This is a genomic window from Glutamicibacter sp. NPDC088483, assembly GCF_044753145.1.
Classification (GTDB): Bacteria; Actinomycetota; Actinomycetes; order Actinomycetales; family Micrococcaceae; genus Glutamicibacter.
The window spans coordinates 22851-42422 of sequence record NZ_JBIVMP010000006.1 but is presented as its reverse complement, the minus strand read 5'-3'; the positions used below and the strand labels follow the sequence as shown (position 1 = coordinate 42422).

Genomic DNA, 19572 nt, shown 5'->3' with positions numbered 1-19572 from the left:
CAGGAACTTTCAGGTGAATCATGACGAAGATACTTCTCAAACGCGCGTATACCGCGCCCAGCGTCGAGGACGGCTACAGGATCCTGGTTGACAGGCTCTGGCCGCGCGGGAAGAGCAAGGCTGCCCTTCAGCTGGATCACTGGGCCAAGGCCTTGGCACCGAGCACCGGGCTTCGCAAAGGTTGGGATCACGATGCCGACCGCTTTGGCGAATTTGCGCAGCACTATCGCGCCGAGCTAGATCAGAACCCCGCTGTCGATGGCTTCCTGGAAGTACTGGACCAGCATCCCGTGGTCACTTTGGTCTACGGAGCAAAAAATGAGCAGGCTAATCATGCTGTGGTGTTGCGTGACTATCTGCTCGATCAGCTCTCTGGTCCGTAGGCGGCACGAAGCACACGCCGTCGGCACACACCATATCCGAATCGACCACCTGCTGAAGGTCAAAGCTGAATTCCTGGCTCACCGTGGCACCTTTCATCGAAGTCCTGTCCCTTGGTGGTTCAACCACGTTGCGACAAAGAATATTCCGCACTTCCACGCGACGCCCTGCGCAGGGAAACCGATGGCACCGCGAGATACTCGCGGTGCCATCGGTGATATGTGGAGCGAGCGCGCTACTAGTTCTGCTCCAGCAGGATCGGCTCGAAGAAACGGGCCAGCTCGTTGGCCGCATCCAATGGCAGGATGCTGGCAACATACATATCCGGACGGACGATCACGATCGCGCCATCGCGGGAGATCTGGCGCTCCTCGAAGATGTCCGAGCCGTCCAATGCGGTGTAGACCTTCTCGTAATCCATCAGGCCGAATACGCCGGTGTCCGGACGGAACACCTTCGGCGCGTCATTCACGTTCATCGTGGTGTAGTCCTGCTGGTAGACCACCTTGACATCGAACAGCGCGTCGGCGTCGGCACCCTTCGGCGTGAAGCGAACCAGTGGCGAGCGCTCATTCTCCAGCAGCCAACTCGACAAGGCGGCAATTTTCTGGGACTCTCCCACCGGCTGCTGATCAGCAAAGACGTAGATGCGGTAGCGGCCGTCGGCACGATGGTGGTGGCCCAGGTGCGTTGGGTTGGCATCGGCCAAGCGCATGACTTCCGAAGAGCGGAAGCGCTTGCCCACGGGGAATCCGGCGGCCAGCTCCTGGTGCTCCTTGCCGGCGACCAGCGCAGATGCCGCGTACTCGGTCATGAAGCCGGCAGGGAATTCGGCCGTGCGTACATAGAACTCGGCAACGCCTTCTTGGCCTTCAAGCTCCTTCGCAGTAGCAGCCATGATGGAGGACCACTTCTTGTCGAAGTCGATCAGGTCCTTGGCGATCACCTTGCGCTCGTCCGAGTAGGTGCGCAGCAGGCTTTCCGGAGCTTGGCCCGAGAGCACATAGCCGATCTTCCAGGCCAGGTTGAACCCGTCCTGCATGGAGACGTTCATGCCTTGGCCGGCCTTGGCCGAGTGGGTGTGGCAGGCGTCGCCGGTAATGAACACGCGCGGCTCACGGGTACCGATCTCTTCAACCGGCACATCATCGAAGCGGTCAGCCAGCCGGTGGCCTACTTCGTAGACGCTGTGCCACGCGACGTCCTTGACCTCGAGGGTATAGGGATTCAAAATCGCCTTGGCACGCTCGATGATTTCTTCCAGCGGAGTCTCGCGGACCTTGCCGTTATCCCCTTCCGGAACTTCACCCAGGTCGACGTAGAGGCGGAAGAGCTGCCCGCCTTCGCGCGGAATCAGCAGGATCGAACCAGCCTTGGAATGGATGGCGCACTTGGTGCGCACATCCGGGAAGTTGGTCAGGCCCAGGGTGTCCATGACGCCCCAAGCGTGATTGGCCTTGTCACCGGAGAGCTTCGCGCCGATCGAGCGGCGGACATTGCTTCTGGCCCCATCGGAACCGACCACGTACTTGGCACGCACTACACGCTCAATGCCGTCATTGCTCTCGCCGCAGCCGATCAGGGTGACCTTCACCGGGTACTCTTCGCCGTCTTCAACGACCAGTTCCTTGCAGTCCCACCCGTAGTCCGGGACGGTGCGAGCTGGGGAGTTCGCCGCGAAATCAGCGAAATAGTCGATAACGCGCGCCTGGTTGACCACGAGGTGCGGGAATTCGCTGACGCCGGTTGGATCATCGGCGGTGCGGTCGGTGCGGATGATCTGATCCGGGTTCTGCGGATCAGGGTTCCAGAAGGTGGTTTCCTTGATGATGTAGGCCTCGGCGGTGATGCGCTCGGCAAAACCGAAAGCCTGGAACGTCTCCACCGTGCGTGACTGGATCCCGTCGGCCTGGCCGATTTCCAGGCGGCCGGGCCGTCGGTCGATGATGCGGGTGTGCACATCAGGGAACTGGGAAAGCTGGGCGGCGGTGATGATGCCTGCGGGACCGGCACCGACGATCAGCACATCCATGACATCGGGCATCTCCATGGGACGGTTTATGCCCACGCCAGCCGCTGGCTGCACCCGTGGATCGGCTGAAATGTATCCGTTGTGGTGAAACTGCACCGTTTCATCCCCCATTTCCCTGTGATGACCTCAGTCAATAAATATTATGTTCGATATTAGAACTGCATGATCTTTTATCGCACACTAATCATATACAATCTGTGAGCTCAGGCACAAGTTCATGCACGCTGCGCCGGCCACCCCTAAGCCGCAGATGGGCAGAAGCCCCGGCGCAATAACCTCGCGCCGGGGCCCATCACTGATGCCAGCTGCTACCGATGCTCCCACTCGGGTCCGGCATACTCCAGCATCTGCTCTTCATTAAGTTGCGAACGCCCATAGGCTCCGTGCACCGCGTTGAACTTCCCGCCAATCTCCAAGTCGCGCGAGGACGAGATATCTCCGACCAGCCACGGCTTCCATTTGGTGGCCGACAGATAGGGGCGGATGATGCTGGCCGTGGCAGCGCAGTCCGCGGCAAATGGCAGGATCGCCGGTGGTTCCCGATCCGCTCCCTCGCGAATGAACGCAGTGGCCAAGTTCGAAAACGCCTTGGCATGCCCTGCACCGTGCGGCAGCAATGAAGCCACGAATTGGCCTGCCGAGCCTTCGGCCGGCGAGCGCGGAATAATGCCCGCTGGTGTCACGTCTAAGGGGTTCGAAACATCGAGCAGTACCTTGCCTGCCAGCCTGGAGCCCAGCTCGGCCAGGACCTTGCGTTGCGGCTGGTCCCAGAGCGTGGCCAAGACTACGACCTCTTGGCCTTCCACAGCTGAGGCCAGGTCAGCGGCCACCTGCACCTGCGCGTCTACCGCGGCCTGTCGAATCTTTTGCGCAGCTGCCTCCGCCTTGGCGGCATTGTGGTGGTAGATCACGACGCTTACCCCGTGGGAGGCGAAGAGTTCTGCGATGGCGGTTCCGTGCCGCCCCGGTCCGATCAGTGCTATTGAAGCCATGTTCATGCCTTTCTTGAGCGGCAGCTAGGCCGCGTCGCCGCTGTTGGCGAGGTAGGGGTTATCGCTCATTTCCAAGACGAGTTTTCCGCGTGAATGCTTGGCATCCATCTGGCGATGGGCCTTCACGACATCGTTGAATTCGAGGGTGTTCACCTGCAGTTGCAAGCCGCCATCCCGATAGCTGCGCACCAGCTCTGCGAACCGTTGCGCGCTGGCTCGGACGCTCACCAGTGGCAGGCCATGGGATTGCCAGGTCTCGGGAACCAGCGTGATGCACTGCGCTCCACCGCTTGCCAGTTCACGGGCCAGGTCGCCGGCTTCCATGCTTCCGGCTAAATCGATGGACGCGGCAATTGCCCGGCCTCCCGCGGCCTGGGCCACGCGCTCGCTGAGGCCCGGTCCGTAAACGACAGGAAGAACCCCTAGCTGACGCAGATATTCCTGGTTGCCTGTTCCGGCGGTACCAATGACGACCAGGCCTTGATGCATGGCGAGCTGAACCAGCATGCTTCCTACGCCACCTGCCGCTGCGTGCACCAGAATCACATCTCCTGGTTGCAGCTCCAGTGCGGCAAGGGCTGTCAGGGAGGTCTGACCCGCACCACTGAGTCCGCCAGCCACGGCCCACGGCAGTTCCTTGGGCTTAGCCGCCAGCTTGTCCCCCGAGGTGAGAACCAGATCGGCGTCGGCGCCGACGGCACCCCAGCCCACCACCTCATCCCCCGCAGCCCAACCCGGGTCTTTCGACTCATGGACAATTCCGGAGAATTCGGTGCCAAAGACCAGAGGCACCTGGCCACCGAAATTGCCGGCCCGGCGACGGGCATCCACGGGGTTTTGGCCCGCGGCACGTACCGCCACGCGGACCTCGCCCGCAGCCAGTGGCTGCACTGGATGATTTTCGATACTGATGACTTCCGGGGCGCCGAACTGCCTGGCCACAGCGACACGATAATGCTGCTTCATGGTTTTCCTTCCTTCGTTGCTTTACAAGTGCTTTCCGCAAATATATCTGTAATAACAGATATATTTGCAAGGATAATCCCGCTAGCCCGGATCCATTGGGCCAGCGGGATGCGGTGAGGCTATCCGGAATAGGGCTGCGAGGTGACACTTTCATGACGGGAGAGCCGGCGCGCGAAGTCCAGCAGTACCGGGACCTCGGCATCCCCGATCAGCGGGTCGAATTCCTTTGCCAGCGATTCAATGTGCGCGGCTCGGGCTCGGCTTATGAGATCAAGACCCGCTTCGGTCAGCGTCACCACGACCATGCGCGCATCCTGGGAATCACGGTCCCGGCGCACCAGGTGGAGTTGCTCAAGCCTGCTGATCAGATGGGACCCCGAGCCGGAACTGTAGAGCAGCTGATTGGAAAGCTGAGTGGCTGGCAAGCGGTTCGCCTTCGCCTCCCAGAGGTACAGCAGCGCCTCGAATTGCGCACTGTTCAACCCGAAATCCCGCTTGAGCTCAACCGATAGCCGCAGCATCATCGAGCGCTGCCCGTAGAGCAGGCCGCGCCAGATCTCCTGCCGATCGTTCAATTCCGTCTTCATGGATGCCTCCCGGGAATAGGATCAAAGTATCTGTAGTTACAGCAATTGATTCTAGTACACGGATGAAAGGCATGGGAACCTAAATGACCACCATCGACAGCAAACTGGGCACCAAACAGCCGGCATTGAGCGCGCACCGCGTGGTGATCCTCGGCGGAACCGGCCGGGTCGGCGAGGGCATCGTCCGTTCCTGGCTGGCCGCCGGTGCCGAAGTCATCATTCCTACCCGCACCGAAAACCGCGGCAAGGAACTGCTGGCCCGTCTCGAGAACATCGACACCGCGAATCTGGAATTGGTCGTGGGCGAGTACACCAGTTTCACCGCAGCAACCGACATGGCCCAGCGCATCACCGGCGAATTCGGGGACGTTACCGATGTGATCGCTGCTATCGGCGGCTGGTGGCAGGGAAAGCCGCTGTGGGAAGTCACCGAATCGGAATGGCAGCGCTTCAACCTCGATCTGTCCACCGCCCATGTCGCAAATGTGCGTGCCTGGCTCCCCCTGCTGGCGCCTGCAGGCAGCTACCATCTGGTCCTTGGCGGGAGCGCTACGACCCCGGTTCCCGGTGCATCGATCATCAACATGGAACAAGCGGGACTCTTGATGATGCATCGGGTGCTCAGCGCCGAAGCCGGAACCCAGCGCCGCGTCTTCGCCCACGAGCTCGGACCAGTGGCAACCCGCGAACGCCCATGGGTTGATCCGCAGTGGATCACCAACGAAGAACTCGGCTCGATCACCGCGGCCCTGGCCGCCCGGCCCGAGCGCCCCTCGGCGCACTACACGCTTCGCACCACGCAGGCCGCAGCGCAGCTGATGAAGGAACTGGCAGCATGAACACCAACCGCCTAGCACGATCGCACGACCTGGTGCTGCCCGACGGCCGGCCCGGACTCCCGGGCACGCTGGCCGCACGCGCGATCACCGAGCATCGGGCAGGCTATGCCATGGAACGGTCCAGCTACATGTCTGTTGGCGCACCGGCCCTGATCATCAAGGCCCGGAGCGAACAGGACGTGCAGGAAACGGTGCTCTATGCAGCGCGGCTCCGAGAGCAATCGGGAACCCGCGTTGAATTCAGCATCCGTTCAGGGGGCCACGGCATCGCAGGCACCTCGACGAATACCGGGGGCATCATCCTGGATCTTTCCGCCCTGCGGCACTTCGAAATGCTCGATCCGCAACTTGGCCTGGTCCGGGTGGGCGCCGGAGCCACGTGGGGACAAATTGCCGGACAGCTAGCCGCCGAAGACCTGGTCATCAGCAGCGGCAACTTTGGCAACACCGGCGTCGGCGGCCTGGCCACGGCTGGCGGCATCGGCTACTTCGCCCGTTCGCAGGGACTGACGCTGGACTCCATGGTGCGGGCCAAATTGGTCACCGCCGACGGAACGATCCGCTGGGTAGACACTGATCATGAGCCCGAATTGTTCTGGGCCGTGCGCGGAGGTGCGACCCATGCCGGAGTAGTCACGGCCTTCGAGTTCACGGCCACCGATCTGCGAACTGCCGCCGGTGACGCCAGCATCATCCACCAGCAACTGACCTACCTGACCGATTCGCTGCCGCAATTCACCGCTGATTGGGGCCAGTGGGTGCGCCAGTCGCCTGACGAGCTGGAAAGCTTCCTGATGGTGCAGGCATTGGGCGATGGACAGCACGCAATTCAGGCGCGCAATGTCTGGGCTGGCGATGGCCAGGACCAGGCAGCACCGGTCTTGCGCGAAGCCCTGGGCCTGGCCCAACTTCACGATTCGCGCACCGAGCTAGTGCCTTATCCGATGATCGTGCCAGCCCCGAATTCGCCGCATGCCGGTCAGCAGCGCATCAAAATGCGTGATGTCCTGGTCGATCAGGCGGATGAGCAGTTGGGCGATGCCATGGCGCAGTCATTGGCCCATCGGGCCAGCCTGGTCGGCGAATTGCGGGCCTTGGGCGGTGCCGTAGCCCGGGTTCCGGCCCACGCCACCGCCTGGGGGTCGCGGCATCAAGAAGTGCTGGCAGCTACCTGGATCCACCCGTTGGGCATCGCCGAGCAGGACCAGTCGTTCGCTGCCCTGCAGGTTCTGGGCACCGGCGCGTACGGCGCCTACTCTTCGGACGTTCGCCGTTCGGCTGCCGAGCTCGCCTGGCCTGGGCAGACCGGAACCCGGCTGCGTGCCCTGTCCGAGAGAACTGACCCGCAGCACCTGTTTGATGGCGGACTGAACTTGAGAAGCCAGAACTCCAGCGCTACCTGATCAGCTCGGCGCGTCCTGCTTCCACCCCGAGCCGATGCACCACCGAATGCTCGCGCATTTTCTGCTGCCAGCGCCGGTCGTGGCTGACCGTGACCACGGTGCCCGGATATTCCGCCAGCGCTGACTCCAGCTGCTCCACCAAAGCCGGTGAGAGATGGTTCGTCGGCTCGTCCAGGAACAGCATCTGCGCTTTGGTGCTGACCGCAATAGCCAGTTCCAGGCGGCGGCGCTGGCCTACCGAAAGCGCCATGGGGTGCCGCAGGAAATCCTGCGGCGCAAACAGGCCCAGCTGGGCCAGGGACGCACCGGCGTCCTGGACATACTGGCCGGTGGCCGCGGCGAAGGCTTCAACCAGGGTGCTGCCAGGAAAAATTCCGACTTCCTGGCGGAGCCAACCGCAGTGCAAGTTGGCAGCGCGCTCGATCTTCCCCTCGGTGCATTCCAGTTCTCCGGCGAGCATTTTGAGCAATGTGGATTTGCCAGCACCATTGGGGCCGGTGACTAGCCAGCGCTCGCCGAGCTTGATGTCGAAGCGTGGCGTGGACAGTTTCGGATCCGAGCCGCGCCGGGCGTTCATCACCTGCAGCAGGGTTTCGCCACCTGCCTGGTCCTGGGTGCTGCCGGGCATCAAGAAGGACAGCTCAGCAGCCGGCTCGGGTGCCCGGTGGGTTTCGAGGTCTTCGATTCGGGATTTTGCCTGGCGGATCTTGGAGGTCGACCCATGGCTGGGATCGCGGGCCCGGAAATTTCCATGTCCAAAACTGGATTTCTCCTGCTTGCGCGGAATGGCGCTGACGCGTGAAGCATACTTATCAACCAAGTTCTGTGAACGCTCAAGCTCCTGCACCCAATTTTCGTAGGCGACGCGGATCGCGATGCGCTCCTGCTCCTTGGCATGCAGATAACCGTCATAGCCATTGCCGTAATGCGCGACCGACCCGTCGGCAACCTCCACGATGGATCGGGCAAAACGCTTGAGGAACATCCGGTCATGGCTGATCAGCACCAGCGCACCGCGATGCTTATCCAGGGTGCGCTCCAGCCAGTTCATGGCCGCCTCGTCCAGGTCGTTCGTTGGTTCATCGAGCAGGAGCAATTGCGCACCCGAACACAGGACACAGGCCAGCGACAGCCGGGATCGCTGCCCACCGGAAAGTTGGGACACAAGGCGCTGGCGATCCAGATCTCCTAGGCCCAGCTGCTCCAAGGCGCTATCCAGGCGCGGAGCCAGCGAATAGCCGTCGGCCGCCTCATACAGGTCGGTAACCTGCTGCAGCTGCTTCATCAAACGTTCGGCGACAGGTTCTGGAGCATCTTCGAGCTTGGCCGAGACGACGCGCATCAAGCCTTCCAGTTCACGGAAGCGCCGATGATAGGAATCGATCACCTGTTGCACGCTCATGTTCGCAGCGAAGCTCGGGTTCTGCGCAGCGTAGGCAACGGCACCGGGCGCGTTCATCTTCCGCTGCCCGTGGTCGGGTTCGAGATTCCCTGCAATCACGCGCATCAGCGTGGATTTTCCCGAACCGTTATCGCCAAGTACTGCGATGCGGTCGGTACCGGAAATTGCAAGGTCGATGCCGGTCAGCACATCCCGTTCGCCGAAACTGACTGCGATGCCTTGCAATGAGCATACGTAGTCCAGTTCGGTTTCGCGCTCATGCTGGGAAGACTGGTGGATATTTTGGGACTGGGTCATGGGAGTTTCCTGCCTAGCACCGGTTCGCCGAGTAATCAGGGCCGGTGCGGTGCTGGTGGTTGGCGGGCACCACAAAGGTGCAATGAAGATGGCGTCAGCGGAGCGAAGCTCGACACTGGTTACCGCCTAGAGGAAATGGACTCCATGAATTAACGTTCCCACCATTCAAGGCTAAGCCCAAGCCATCACAACAGGCAAGGTTTTGCGCACTACAGCTCGATGATGCCCTCAATCAGGACGTTCGCGGCCCCGCCAACCCAAAACTGGCCGTCGGCCAAGTCCAGATGCACATGCCCATCGCGTCCGACTTTCGCACCCTGCCGGTTGACCAGTGGCGCGGTGGCGTGCCCGGCGGCCATCAGCCATTGCGTGGCCGCTCCATTCAGGCTTCCGGTGACCGGATCCTCGCGCAAGCCCCCGTTTTCGATGGCCAGAGCTCGGACTTCGAATTTTTCCGGTGCCGACGACTGCGGCAGTGCGCCGAAGACCCCGATTTTCCAGCGTCCTGGCCTATTGGGGATCCGCGGTGCGATGTCCAAAACCTGCTGCGAGTTTTCCAGCAGCACTGCGGCCCACCCCGGCCCGTTGTCCGTCCACTGCGAATCCACAATCTGCTCGGGCTCAATGCCCAGGATCTGGATCATTTCCTTCAGTTCGTGCGGCGCAATTGCACCGGTTCGAACAGCCGGCGGCGAAGCAAAGGAAAGCGTTTTACCTTCGATCCTGATCGGCACCAAACCAGCTTCGCACTCGACGACCAGCTGCTTCGGATCCTGCGGCACTCCACCGGCATGCAGCCAGGCACGCGCTGTGCCCAAGGCAGGGTGGCCGGCAAATGGGAATTCGCGTTCGCGCGCAAAGATGCGGAAACGGTAATCGGCCCGCTCATCGCTGGCCGGCAGTACGTAGGTGACCTCGGAGAGATTGGACCAGAGCGAGTAGTCCTGCATCGACTCGGTATCCAGGCCCTGCCCGTCGAGCACCACGCCTAGCGGGTTGCCCTTGTACGGGGTAGCGCTGAAGACATCGACCTGCTGGAATCTGCGTTGCATTGGACCATCTTCCGGATCTTCGCAGTGGGTGTGGAATTCTGGGGAGGCACGGCAAAACCCCGCCGAGAGAAACTCTCGACGGGGTTTTGCGATTGGATCGTCGGGCTAACAAGATTTGAACTTGCGACCTCCTCACCCCCAGTGAGGCGCGCTACCAAGCTGCGCCATAGCCCGATGCCCTCGCAGCCGTTATCCCCAAGTCGTGAGAACCAAGGGTGCCGTCTGCGAAAAGCTCCTTTATTAGCCTACACCAAGTGAAGGGCTAATTTCGAAATTTAGCGATTGCGTCCGCGGCGTTCGCGGATTCGCATCGAAACCTCGATGGGGCTTCCTTCGAAACCGAAGGTTTCGCGCAGCCGCCGGGTGATGAAGCGGCGGTAGCCTGGATCCAGGAACCCGGTGGTGAACAGCACGAAGCGCGGCGGACGGGCCGAAGCCTGGGTGCCGAACAGGATGCGTGGCTGTTTGCCGCCGCGCACCGGGTGCGGGTGGGCTGCGACAAGTTCGCCCAGGAAGGCGTTCAGCTTGCCCGTTGGAATGCGCTTGTCCCAGGATTCCAGCGCGGTATTCAGTGCGGGAACGAGCTTGTCCTTGTGCCAGCCGGTCTTCGCCGAGATGTTCACGCGCGGTGCCCACTCGATATGGGCAAGGTCGCGCTCGATCTCCTGGTCCAGGTAGTAGCGGCGATCCTCATCCACCTCATCCCACTTGTTGTAGACGATGACCATCGCACGGCCGGCTTCGATGGCCAGCTGGATGATGCGCACGTCCTGCTCGGAGATGGTTTCATTGGCAGCCAGCAGGATGACGGCGACTTCGGCCTTCTCCAGCGCCGTCTGGGTACGCAACGACGCGTAGTAGTCCGAGCCGACGGCCATGTGCTGGCGGCGGCGGATACCGGCGGTATCCACGAAGCGCCAGACTTCGCCGCCCAGCTCGACAAGTTCGTCCACGGGATCGCGGGTGGTGCCGGCCAGATCGTCGACAACTACGCGCTCGGAGCCGGCCACCTTGTTCAGCAGCGAGGACTTGCCCACATTCGGACGGCCGATCAGCGCAATGCGGCGCGGACCGCCCGATGGGATCATGCCGCCGAAAGCCGAATGGGCCGGCATTTTCTCCATGACAGCGTCCAGCAGGTCGGCGGTGCCGCGGCCGTGCAGGGCCGAGACTGGCCATGGCTGGCCGAATCCCAGTCCCCACAGCGCGGCGGCTTCGGCTTCCTGGTTGAAGTCGTCGACCTTGTTGGCCACTAGGAAGACCGGCTTGCCCTTCTTGCGCAGCATCTTCACCACAGCCTCGTCGGTTGCGGTCGCGCCCACGTGGGAGTCGACCACGAAGAGGATGGCGTCAGCGACGTCGGCGGCAATTTCGGCCTGGTCGGCAACCGAGGCGTGGATGCCCTTGGCATCGTGCTCCCAGCCACCGGTATCGACGATGGTGAATGGGCGTCCCACCCACTCGGCGGAATAGGACACGCGGTCGCGGGTGACGCCCGGGGTATCCTCGACTACCGCTTCGCGGCGGCCCAGGATGCGGTTGACCAAGGTGGACTTGCCGACGTTAGGTCGTCCGATAACAGCCAGTACCGGCGGAATGACAACGTCTTCATCGTCGTCATCGAAGCTATCCAGGCCTGCAAGCAGGGCGGAGTCCTCTTCGTCCAGTTCGTAGTCTTCCAGTCCGCTGAGCAGGGCCTGGGCGCGAACCGCGGCCTCTTCCTCGCTCAGTTCGGCCAGGCGCTCGGCGATATCGTCGTCTCCAACGGGGATGTATTCCTCGTCGTGGGTGGAGTTGTTCTCGCTCATGATTTTCCCTTCACAGCGATCGTAATCTTCATCGGCTCTCGCCGAGGATGGGCACCAGCTTTAGGCTAGTTTTTCGTTGCAGTGCCGACTGCGTCAAGCACTGCGTCGATGGTCTGCTCGAAATCCAGGTCCGAGGAGTCTACGGTCATGACTCCGTCGGCAGCCTGGGTGAAGTTCACCACGGTGGAGTCCTTCGCATCGCGCGCCAGCACCTGGGTAGCCAGCTGCGACTCGTTCTGCGTTCCGCCCAGCTGCAGGCCGCGACGGCGCAGGCGGGCTTCTTCCGATGCGGTCAGCAGGATGCGCGCATCGGCATCCGGGGCGACCACGGTGGTGATGTCGCGGCCTTCGGCCACGATGCGGGTGTTGGCCGCAATGATTTCCTGCTGGCGGCGGACCAGTTCGGCACGCGCGTCCAGGTTGGTGGCAACGGCGGAAACCTGCTCGGAGATGCGTGGTTCGCGGATTGCCGCGGTCACGTCCACACCGCCGATTTCAACCAGTTCAGCATCAGGATCGACCGAGATGGACAGCTTGGCATCGCGCACGGCCTGGGCAATGGCCTCGGCGTTGGACAGATCGGTGCCATCGGCGAGCACCGAGTAGGTGATCGCACGGTACATGGCACCGGTGTCCAGGTAGGCTGCGCCCAGCTTGCGGGCGACGGCCTTGGAGACCGAGGACTTGCCGGAGCCGCTAGGGCCGTCGATGGCAATAACAAGCTTGTCGTTGTTCAAGGTGCTCACTGGGCTACCTTCCATCCGTTCTTGGTCAATACATCTATCAATTCATCGCGCCGGCCGGGCACGACCGAAACATCCACCATGCCGACCTGATGGCCTGCGGAGTGCTCCATGCGCAAATCCTCGATGTTGATCTGCGCGTCGCCGATTTCGGTCAGCAGCTGGGCGATTTGCCCCGGCCGGTCATCGATCACGACGGTGACCAACGCGAACGCCTGCGGCGGTGCGCCGTGCTTGCCCGGAATCCGGGCCTTGCCGGCGTTGCCTTCGGTCATCAGCTGCGAGAGGTCCAGCAGCGCGCCGGGGCCCTGCGGGTTCTGCAGCGTGCTGATCAGCCGGTCCAGATCTTCCTTCATCCCGGTCAGGATCGGCACCAGTGCGGCGGCATTGTGCGAGAAGATCTGGATCCAGAGCTTCTCGTCGCTGGCCGCGATGCGCGTGGTGTCGCGCAGCCCGTTGCCCGCCAAGGCCAGCTGGTGGCTTTCGGCGTTCAGCAGGCGCGAGGCGATCATCGAGCTGGCCGCTTGCGGGAAGTGGCTGATCAGCGCGACGGACTCATCGTGCTCGACCACGCTCATCCGGTACATGGTCGCACCCAGGTCGATGGCCAGGGATTCGGCGGCCTTGACCCGCGAAGCCTGCGCTCCTTCATGGGCGCAGATGACCCACGGCATGGAGGTGAACAATTCGCCACGAGCCGCGGCCGGTCCGGACTTCTCCCGGCCCGCCATCGGGTGCGTCCCCACATAGCGGGACGTCTCGGCCTCGCCCAGCCGCTCGTCCGCCAGCACGCCGGCCAGGATCGAGCCCTTGACACTGGCGATGTCCACCACGGCCGCGTTCGGATAGGCCAGCAGCGCGTCGCCCACCAGGGCGGAGGTGACATCCGGTGGAGCACCGATCACGACCAGTTCCGGGGCGATCTGCTGGTGCTCCAGCAGCACCCCGGCGCCAATGTCCTGGGCTACTCCGGCAGCGGTTGGCGAAATATCCGACAGGTAGACGTGCACGCCCTTGGCGCGCAGGCCCAATCCCACCGAGGTGCCCAGCAAGCCGGTGCCGATGACCAGCACCGGGCCTGCAAGGTGAGAAGACGCCATGGGCTACATCCCCACCATGGCCATGAGGTGCCCGACTTCCTGGTTGCCCAGGGAGCGGATGGTGCCCTGCTTCTGGTCGCCCAGCAGCACCGGACCCACGGCAACGCGCACCAGGCGCTGGACCGGGTGGCCTACGGCGTCGAACATGCGGCGCACGATGCGGTTGCGGCCCGAGTGCAGGGTCACCTCGACCATCACGTGCTTCGGGGTGGTGGCGATGATCTTCAGGTCATCGACCTTGATCCAGCCATCTTCGAGCTTGATTCCCTCGCGCAGCTGGTTGCTCACCGCACGCGGCAGCGGACCGGGGATCTGCACCAGGTAGGTCTTGGGGACTTCGTACTTCGGGTGCTGCAGGCGGTTGGCCAGCTCGCCGTCGTTGGTCAGGATCAAGACGCCTTCGGTCTTGTAGTCCAGTCGGCCAACGTGGAACAAGCGCAGCGAGTGGTGCTCGTTCTTGAAGTAGTCGGCGATGGTGCGGCGACCCTCCGGGTCATCCATGGTGCACATCACGTGCTTCGGCTTGTTGAAGACGAAGTAGCGGTTTGCCTGGTTCATCTGGATGCGCATGCCATCGACGTGGATGCGGTCCTTGGCTGGATCCACGCGCGAACCCAGCTCGACGACCAGGTTGCCGTTGACCTCGACGCGGCCTTCGAGGATCATCTCCTCGCAGACGCGGCGCGAGGCCACCCCGGCGTTGGCCATGGCCTTCTGCAGGCGGATGCCGTCCTGCTGCTCGCCGTTGATCTCGCGAGCTGCCTGGCTTTCGGCACGAGCCTGGGCGCGGGCGCGCTGGGTCGGGCGCGCATAGTTGGTCGGCACGGAGTTGCCGAAGCGTTCCTTGCCGAAAGCACGCTCGGAGTTCTTGCGCGGTGCTGCGGTGTTGCGCTTGGCTGAATTCGACTTTTCCCCTGGCTTGCCCGAGGCGGACTTGCCATACGGCTTCTCGCCGAATGGCTTCTCGCCGAAGGACTTGCCACCGGTGCGGCCTGCACCGCCTGGCTTGCCGTAGGCCTTGCCGCCGGACTTGCCGCGGCCGCCTGCTGGCTTGCCGCCGAAGTTTGAATTGTTGCCGCGATCGTTGCGGCCTGAGGATGGTCCCCTGCTCATGCTTGCCTGTGTCCCTTGCTGTTACGTGTTCGCTGCGCGAGCCCGCCAGTCTTGGGGCTTCACGCGTGGTTGGTCCGTTGTAGCTGCCGGCTGGCAGCTACCTAGTCGTCGTAGGTTGCCGAATCGAGCGATTCGAGGTCGGCCACCCCGGGAAGATACGGGGACAGCGCAGGCAACTCATCAAGCGAGCCCAGTCCCAGTCGTTCCAGGAAGTATTCGGTGGTTTGGTACAGCGTCGCTCCGCCATCCCCAACTTCCGGATACTCCGTGATCAATCCGCGGGTGAGCAGCGTGCGCACCACTGAATCGACGTTGACACCTCGAATCGCCGAAATACGTCCACGCGAGACCGGCTGTCGGTAAGCGATGACAGCCAGGGTTTCTAGGGCGGCCTGTGACAGGCGTGCTGTCTGCCCGTCGAGCACATAACTGGAGACGAAATCGGCGTAATCGGCCCGCGAATAGAAGCGCCACCCGGAGGCGACGCGACGCAGTTCAAATCCGCGCGGGCGATCCTTACTATCATACTCGGTAGCAAGGGTCTCCAAAGCGGCGGCAACCCTGGCGGTGGGGACTTCGAAGATTTCGGCCAAACGCGCCGAAGATACGGGGATATCGGCGACCATCAGCACCGCTTCAAGGCCCGATTCCAGGCCTCCTGGCAGCTGGTCAATGGGTGCAATCTCACTCATGATCCACCTCACCAGCACTCCCCTCGTAGTCGTCTTGCACGGCCTGCGCATCGAAACTGGACTCCTGGACCAGCGAGATCAGCAGCGGGCCGAGCGGATCTTCCTGCGCAAAGCTAATGGCTTTCTGCCTGAACATCTCCAACAATGCCAGAAAACGCACGACCACCACCAGCTGCGCATCCGCGTCTGCCACCAGCTCGGTGAATGCCAGCGTGCCGCGGGCTTCGAGCAGGGCGGTGATCGCATCGGCTTCCTCGGCAATGGTGACGTTCGCCCCATGCAGGTGCCCGATGCCGACCTCTGTTTCCGGTTCCGGCTTCGGCGCCAGCGCCTTGGCCGCCATCGCGGCCAAGGCGTCGGGCCCGATGCTGAACACCAGTTCCGGCAGCAGGGCCGCGAACTGCGGTTCCAGCGAGACTTCGCGGGGATGGCGCGCTCCCTCGATTCCGTAGCGTTCGCCCAAGAACTCGGCGGCCTGCTTGAAGGCCTTGTACTGCAGCAGCCGCGCGAAAAGCAGGTCGCGGGCTTCGAGCAGCTCGAAGTCCTCCTCATCGGCCATTTCGCCGCGCGGCAGCAAGCGGGCCGCCTTCAAATCCAGCAGCGTGGAGGCGACCACGAGGAATTCGGTGGTTTCATCGAGCACCTTCATCCCGTCGCTCCCCTCGGCGGCACTGGTGGCTTGCAGCTCGCGCAGGTAGGCGATGAATTCGTCGGTGACCTCTGCCAACGCGACCTCGGTAATATCCAGCTCGCGTTTGGTAATCAGGTGCAGCAGCACATCGAAGGGCCCGTTGAAATTCTGCAGGGCAAGGCGAAAACCGCCAGCCGATTCCTGCTCAGCTCCTGCTGGCGTGGTGGAATCGGTGGCGGCTTCTTCGCTGAGCGTGGCGCTCATTACGGGGCACCACCACGCCAAATCAGTTCGCGGGCGAGGTTGCGGTAGGCCTCAGCGCCCGGGTGGTTGGCGGCGTAGGAAGTAATCGGTTCGGCGGCCACGTTCGCGTCGGCGAACTTGATGGTGCGCTTGATGACGGTCTCGAAGAGCTTGTCGCCGAAGGCCTCATCCAGCCGGGTGATGACCTCGCGGCTGTGCAGGGTGCGGGCGTCGTACATGGTGGCCACCACGCCGTCCAACTCCAGCACCTGGTTCAGCCGGTCCTTGACCTTGTCGATGGTTTCCATCAGCAATGCCACCGCACGCAGCGCAAAGAACTCTGCGGTCAGCGGGATGATCACGCCATGGGCGGCGGTGAGCGCGTTGATGGTCAGCAGGCCCAGCGATGGCTGGCAGTCGATGAGCACCACATCGTAGTCGTCGATGACATTGCGCAGCGCACGTTCCAGCACCTGCTCGCGGGCGACCTCGTTGACCAGCTGCACCTCGGCTGCGGACAAATCGATGTTGGCTGGCAGCAGATCGATGTTCTCGACGTCGGTCTTCACGATGGCGTCGGTGATCTTCACCTTGCGGTCCATCAGCACGTTGTAGACGGTGATGTCCATTTCATGCGGGTTGGTTCCGAAGCCGGCAGACAGCGCGCCCTGCGGGTCGAAGTCCACCAGCAGCACCTTGCGGCCGTACTCGGCGAGCGCGGCGGCGAGATTGATGGTGGAGGTGGTCTTGCCGACGCCGCCCTTCTGGTTCACCATGGCGATCACGCGTGCCGGGCCGTGCGATGGCAACGGTGCTGGCACGGGGAAATCTGTCAATGGCTTGCCAGTAGGACCCACTGGGCGAGGCTCCTTGAGCATCCCCGCTCCGCGGTGCTTGTTTCCCTGTTCCTCGCTCACGATGGGTAAACCACACTTCCCGTTCGATAAACCTGATTCTTCGAGCTGTAAGCTCTTTTCAAGGTTATCGGTCGAAGCAAAAGATCTTGGTTTTTTGGGTTCTTCCACGGCGAGCCTTTACCTTGAACCTTAGCTCTAATGTTGTATGCGAGCTGAACGCACTCTGGCATTTACGGGAAGGGCGCGATGCGCACCATTGAAAAGCTCGCCAGCTGGGCGGAAGCCGAGCCAGGCAGCAAGCAGGCAAGGGTCCGTGTGCTCCTCCAGGCCCAACTGGACGACGGGCAATTCATCGTGGTGCTCGACGACCGCGGATGGTCCAGCAGCGAAGAATGGGCGCAGGTGACGCCGGCCGGAATCCGCGAAACCGCGTTGGTTGTGGTGGGCCCGGATGAACCGGCACCGGGGTGGAGACGGGCCGAGGAGCTGCATGCTTATTGGGAGTACATCCAGTCGATTCTCGCTGCGCAACAGCTGCACGCGTCGATCAACGAGCTGATGGCTCTGGATCATGAGGTCCAGTTCGGCCCGCGCCTGCACACCGCGGCCGGCCACTGACCTGCGTGCTTCTGGGCCGAAAACCGGAATCATCATGAACCAGGATTCCCGCGCCATGCACCGCTTGGACGGTACGCGAACTGCTTGACCACCTCTGCGATCTGGCCCTAGCCACCGGCCAGGCACTGGAGGGTGATCCTGCCGTGGAGTCCCCGGCTGGGCAGCGCCCTGGTGCCCAGCCCGATCATCCGCTGGCTATTCGGATAAGTTCTTGATCCTGGCGCATTCCGGTGGTCGAATGGTTCCACACGCGCCGGCATCCGGCGGCATAAGGGGCGAGGCAGATGTTCACGGGAATGCTCAGCAATTGCACGGTATCGAATTTGGCCCGGGCCGAGCACTGGTACGCGCGGCTCTTCAACCGGGCGCCGGACCAACGGCCCATGGACGGGCTGCTCGAATGGCATCTGGCCCCGGGATTCGGAGTCGAGGTCTTCGCGGAGCCCGACCGTGCCGGATACAGCACGCTGGTCCTGGAAGTGGCCGACCTCGACGCGCAGGCCGCGCGCCTGCTGGATGCGGGCATCGGGCATCACGGCCCGCAGCCTGGCGGCGGAGCACGGATCGTGCAGCTGCAGGATCCCGACGGCAACCGGGTGGTGCTCGCTTCGCCCTTGCCCGGCCTCTCGCGCTGAGCCGGGCATCAGGCTCTCAGGCTTGCTCGGCCAACCAGTCGAAAGACAACGGCAGCAGCTCGCGAATGCCGATGCTGCGCGCCCCGTGCGGGGTATCGACGATGACCCGCAGCCACGGATAGCTATCAGCCATCACCTGGCGGCAGCGCCCGCACGGGCTTTTGATGCCGCGCCCCTGGTTGCCCACCGCCACCACCACCTGCGGATCCCTTGCCCCGGCCGCACGGGCCGCACCGAAGGCCACCAGCTCTGCACACGGGCCTCCGGTGAAGTGGTAGAAATTCACGCCCGCGTGCATGGCGCCGTCGGCAGCCAGCACCGCGGCACCCATGGTGTGCACCCCGTCGCCGCCATCGGGCGCGTCGGTTGCTGCCTCAATGGTCCGCCGGGCGAGTTCGACCAGTTCTTCCTCGGCGTCTGCCAGTGCACGATACTGCTGCCGGTGCGGTGTCCCGTTCATTGCTCCAGCCTAGCTGCCCAGTTCCGCAAGCCACGGGTCCCAAGCCTGGCTGGCCATCTCCGCCAGCAGGTCGTATCCTGCTGCGCGCGGGTGCGCTCCATCATCGGCGGCCACTTGGCGGCGCCACAGCTCATGTCCCGCGAGATCCCCGAACACGCTTAGATAAGGCACATTCCTCGACGCGCACCGTGCCCGCATTTGCGCATCCAGCTCGCGCAGTTCCGCGTTCAATGCATCATCGGCGATCGGCGGCGGACCGATCATGAGAACCGGCCAATTGCGTTCCTTTGCCGCATCCAGGATGGCCTCGAGGTTCTGGATCCGTTCTCCGGCGGCCACCCGCGGCTTCGCGTCCCAGCGGATCACGTCGTTGACCCCGAAGCAGAGCACCACGCCTGGCGCGTAATCCCCTGGCGGAAAGCGTGCGGCGCATTCAGCTTCGAATCGCTGCCGGATCATGGCGCTGGTATCGCCGCGAACACCGAGGTTGTAGCCGGTAAGCCCATGGCCCCGTTCGATTCCCCGGGCGACCAGCCGCCCCGCCCATCCGCGATGGGTTTCATCGCCGACTCCTGCGACGAAGGAATCGCCGACAAAGCACACTCGTACCGCTGAACCCATGATGCCTTTCCGCCTGCTGGCTGCTGCGCCCGGCTAGGCCCTATCTTGCCAAAGGCGCCCAGACGCAGAAAATCCGTTACCCGAACGTGTCGGATAACGG

Annotated in this window: 21 protein-coding genes and 1 tRNA gene; 6 read left to right on the top strand and 16 right to left on the bottom strand. The window is 63.0% G+C overall.

Annotation, left to right across the window (positions count from 1 at the left end; translation table 11 throughout):
* Positions 1-20 precede the first annotated feature (20 nt).
* Positions 21-383, top strand: a complete 363-nt coding sequence (locus ACIP6G_RS13350; protein ID WP_133834491.1) for a DUF488 domain-containing protein — start codon at positions 21-23, stop codon at positions 381-383.
* A 236-nt stretch (positions 384-619) separates the two neighbouring features.
* On the opposite strand, the gene ACIP6G_RS13345 is transcribed toward ACIP6G_RS13350, so the two are convergent.
* From ACIP6G_RS13345 to ACIP6G_RS13330, 4 genes are all read right to left on the bottom strand, one after another.
* Positions 620-2509 (bottom strand): FAD-binding monooxygenase, encoded by a 1890-nt coding sequence (locus ACIP6G_RS13345; protein WP_400290631.1) that lies wholly within the window; start codon positions 2507-2509, stop codon positions 620-622.
* Between the two features lie 212 nt (positions 2510-2721).
* Positions 2722-3405 (bottom strand): NADPH-dependent F420 reductase, encoded by a 684-nt coding sequence (locus ACIP6G_RS13340; protein ID WP_400290629.1) that lies wholly within the window; start codon positions 3403-3405, stop codon positions 2722-2724.
* 24 nt (positions 3406-3429) lie between these two features.
* Positions 3430-4371, bottom strand: coding sequence for an NADP-dependent oxidoreductase (locus ACIP6G_RS13335; protein ID WP_400290627.1), 942 nt, complete (start codon positions 4369-4371; stop codon positions 3430-3432).
* A 119-nt stretch (positions 4372-4490) separates the two neighbouring features.
* The gene (locus ACIP6G_RS13330) at positions 4491-4958 is read right to left on the bottom strand and encodes a MarR family winged helix-turn-helix transcriptional regulator (protein ID WP_400290625.1); all 468 of its coding nucleotides are present in this window, start codon (positions 4956-4958) and stop codon (positions 4491-4493) included.
* 83 nt (positions 4959-5041) lie between these two features.
* Between ACIP6G_RS13330 and ACIP6G_RS13325 the strand changes: the two genes are divergently transcribed.
* Both ACIP6G_RS13325 and ACIP6G_RS13320 read left to right on the top strand, forming a co-directional pair.
* Entirely contained in the window at positions 5042-5797 is a 756-nt protein-coding gene (locus tag ACIP6G_RS13325) for an SDR family oxidoreductase (RefSeq protein ID WP_400290624.1), read from the top strand.
* Positions 5794-7200: an FAD-dependent oxidoreductase gene (locus ACIP6G_RS13320; protein WP_400290621.1), complete on the top strand. Its 1407-nt coding sequence runs from the start codon at positions 5794-5796 to the stop codon at positions 7198-7200. The genes ACIP6G_RS13325 and ACIP6G_RS13320 overlap by 4 nt, the downstream gene beginning before the upstream one ends.
* On the opposite strand, the gene abc-f is transcribed toward ACIP6G_RS13320, so the two are convergent.
* From abc-f to ACIP6G_RS13270, 10 genes are all read right to left on the bottom strand, one after another.
* Positions 7193-8899, bottom strand: coding sequence for a ribosomal protection-like ABC-F family protein (gene abc-f, locus ACIP6G_RS13315; RefSeq protein ID WP_400290618.1), 1707 nt, complete (start codon positions 8897-8899; stop codon positions 7193-7195). The two genes, ACIP6G_RS13320 and abc-f, sit on opposite strands and share 8 nt — an antisense overlap.
* Positions 8900-9108: 209 nt before the next feature.
* A complete protein-coding gene (locus tag ACIP6G_RS13310; protein WP_400290615.1) occupies positions 9109-9951 on the bottom strand; it encodes a PhzF family phenazine biosynthesis protein in 843 nt (280 codons plus the stop codon).
* A gap of 100 nt (positions 9952-10051) precedes the next feature.
* Positions 10052-10125 (bottom strand) — tRNA-Pro (locus tag ACIP6G_RS13305).
* A gap of 101 nt (positions 10126-10226) precedes the next feature.
* Positions 10227-11759, bottom strand: coding sequence for a ribosome biogenesis GTPase Der (gene der, locus ACIP6G_RS13300; RefSeq protein WP_105659051.1), 1533 nt, complete (start codon positions 11757-11759; stop codon positions 10227-10229).
* A gap of 65 nt (positions 11760-11824) precedes the next feature.
* Positions 11825-12520: a (d)CMP kinase gene (gene cmk, locus ACIP6G_RS13295; RefSeq protein WP_400290613.1), complete on the bottom strand. Its 696-nt coding sequence runs from the start codon at positions 12518-12520 to the stop codon at positions 11825-11827.
* Positions 12502-13602 carry a prephenate dehydrogenase gene (locus tag ACIP6G_RS13290; protein ID WP_332487314.1) on the bottom strand — a complete coding sequence of 367 codons (1101 nt, stop codon included), beginning with the start codon at positions 13600-13602 and terminating at the stop codon, positions 12502-12504. The genes cmk and ACIP6G_RS13290 overlap by 19 nt, the downstream gene beginning before the upstream one ends.
* Positions 13603-13605: 3 nt before the next feature.
* Positions 13606-14715, bottom strand: coding sequence for a pseudouridine synthase (locus ACIP6G_RS13285; RefSeq protein ID WP_332502657.1), 1110 nt, complete (start codon positions 14713-14715; stop codon positions 13606-13608).
* Between the two features lie 101 nt (positions 14716-14816).
* Positions 14817-15407, bottom strand: a complete 591-nt coding sequence (gene scpB / locus ACIP6G_RS13280; RefSeq protein ID WP_105659047.1) for an SMC-Scp complex subunit ScpB — start codon at positions 15405-15407, stop codon at positions 14817-14819.
* Positions 15400-16302: a ScpA family protein gene (locus ACIP6G_RS13275; RefSeq protein WP_332487318.1), complete on the bottom strand. Its 903-nt coding sequence runs from the start codon at positions 16300-16302 to the stop codon at positions 15400-15402. Before ACIP6G_RS13275 ends, scpB begins: the two co-directional genes overlap by 8 nt.
* Positions 16302-17198: a ParA family protein gene (locus tag ACIP6G_RS13270; RefSeq protein WP_013348536.1), complete on the bottom strand. Its 897-nt coding sequence runs from the start codon at positions 17196-17198 to the stop codon at positions 16302-16304. The genes ACIP6G_RS13275 and ACIP6G_RS13270 overlap by 1 nt, the downstream gene beginning before the upstream one ends.
* Positions 17199-17384: 186 nt before the next feature.
* On the opposite strand from ACIP6G_RS13270, the gene ACIP6G_RS13265 reads away from it, so the two are divergent.
* The 3 genes from ACIP6G_RS13265 to ACIP6G_RS13255 all read left to right on the top strand — a co-directional run bounded on the left by ACIP6G_RS13265 (position 17385) and on the right by ACIP6G_RS13255 (position 18391).
* Positions 17385-17756 (top strand): hypothetical protein, encoded by a 372-nt coding sequence (locus ACIP6G_RS13265; protein ID WP_400290610.1) that lies wholly within the window; start codon positions 17385-17387, stop codon positions 17754-17756.
* Between the two features lie 44 nt (positions 17757-17800).
* Positions 17801-17971 carry a maleylpyruvate isomerase N-terminal domain-containing protein gene (locus ACIP6G_RS13260; RefSeq protein WP_400290988.1) on the top strand — a complete coding sequence of 57 codons (171 nt, stop codon included), beginning with the start codon at positions 17801-17803 and terminating at the stop codon, positions 17969-17971.
* 69 nt (positions 17972-18040) lie between these two features.
* Entirely contained in the window at positions 18041-18391 is a 351-nt protein-coding gene (locus ACIP6G_RS13255; protein ID WP_400290608.1) for a VOC family protein, read from the top strand.
* Positions 18392-18407: 16 nt separating this feature from the next.
* Here ACIP6G_RS13255 and ACIP6G_RS13250 read toward each other — a convergent pair whose 3' ends face one another.
* Both ACIP6G_RS13250 and ACIP6G_RS13245 read right to left on the bottom strand, forming a co-directional pair.
* Positions 18408-18851 (bottom strand): cytidine deaminase, encoded by a 444-nt coding sequence (locus ACIP6G_RS13250; protein ID WP_332595002.1) that lies wholly within the window; start codon positions 18849-18851, stop codon positions 18408-18410.
* 9 nt (positions 18852-18860) lie between these two features.
* Positions 18861-19472: a GDSL-type esterase/lipase family protein gene (locus ACIP6G_RS13245; protein ID WP_400290606.1), complete on the bottom strand. Its 612-nt coding sequence runs from the start codon at positions 19470-19472 to the stop codon at positions 18861-18863.
* Between the last annotated feature and the right edge of the window lie 100 nt (positions 19473-19572).

Excerpts from the sequence above, each read along its gene's own strand:
- cmk (WP_400290613.1), bottom strand. The coding sequence starts at position 12,520 with ATGGAAGGTAGCCCAGTGAGCACCTTGAACAACGACAAGCTTGTTATT.
- der (WP_105659051.1), bottom strand. The coding sequence starts at position 11,759 with ATGAGCGAGAACAACTCCACCCACGACGAGGAATACATCCCCGTTGGA.
- ACIP6G_RS13335 (WP_400290627.1), bottom strand. The coding sequence starts at position 4,371 with ATGAAGCAGCATTATCGTGTCGCTGTGGCCAGGCAGTTCGGCGCCCCG.
- ACIP6G_RS13320 (WP_400290621.1), top strand. The coding sequence starts at position 5,794 with ATGAACACCAACCGCCTAGCACGATCGCACGACCTGGTGCTGCCCGAC.
- ACIP6G_RS13275 (WP_332487318.1), bottom strand. The coding sequence starts at position 16,302 with ATGAGCGCCACGCTCAGCGAAGAAGCCGCCACCGATTCCACCACGCCA.
- ACIP6G_RS13245 (WP_400290606.1), bottom strand. The coding sequence starts at position 19,472 with ATGGGTTCAGCGGTACGAGTGTGCTTTGTCGGCGATTCCTTCGTCGCA.
- ACIP6G_RS13340 (WP_400290629.1), bottom strand. The coding sequence starts at position 3,405 with ATGGCTTCAATAGCACTGATCGGACCGGGGCGGCACGGAACCGCCATC.
- ACIP6G_RS13255 (WP_400290608.1), top strand. The coding sequence starts at position 18,041 with ATGTTCACGGGAATGCTCAGCAATTGCACGGTATCGAATTTGGCCCGG.
- ACIP6G_RS13265 (WP_400290610.1), top strand. The coding sequence starts at position 17,385 with ATGCGCACCATTGAAAAGCTCGCCAGCTGGGCGGAAGCCGAGCCAGGC.
- scpB (WP_105659047.1), bottom strand. The coding sequence starts at position 15,407 with ATGAGTGAGATTGCACCCATTGACCAGCTGCCAGGAGGCCTGGAATCG.
- ACIP6G_RS13250 (WP_332595002.1), bottom strand. The coding sequence starts at position 18,851 with ATGAACGGGACACCGCACCGGCAGCAGTATCGTGCACTGGCAGACGCC.
- ACIP6G_RS13290 (WP_332487314.1), bottom strand. The coding sequence starts at position 13,602 with ATGGCGTCTTCTCACCTTGCAGGCCCGGTGCTGGTCATCGGCACCGGC.
- ACIP6G_RS13285 (WP_332502657.1), bottom strand. The coding sequence starts at position 14,715 with ATGAGCAGGGGACCATCCTCAGGCCGCAACGATCGCGGCAACAATTCA.
- ACIP6G_RS13325 (WP_400290624.1), top strand. The coding sequence starts at position 5,042 with ATGACCACCATCGACAGCAAACTGGGCACCAAACAGCCGGCATTGAGC.
- abc-f (WP_400290618.1), bottom strand. The coding sequence starts at position 8,899 with ATGACCCAGTCCCAAAATATCCACCAGTCTTCCCAGCATGAGCGCGAA.
- ACIP6G_RS13330 (WP_400290625.1), bottom strand. The coding sequence starts at position 4,958 with ATGAAGACGGAATTGAACGATCGGCAGGAGATCTGGCGCGGCCTGCTC.
- ACIP6G_RS13310 (WP_400290615.1), bottom strand. The coding sequence starts at position 9,951 with ATGCAACGCAGATTCCAGCAGGTCGATGTCTTCAGCGCTACCCCGTAC.
- ACIP6G_RS13350 (WP_133834491.1), top strand. The coding sequence starts at position 21 with ATGACGAAGATACTTCTCAAACGCGCGTATACCGCGCCCAGCGTCGAG.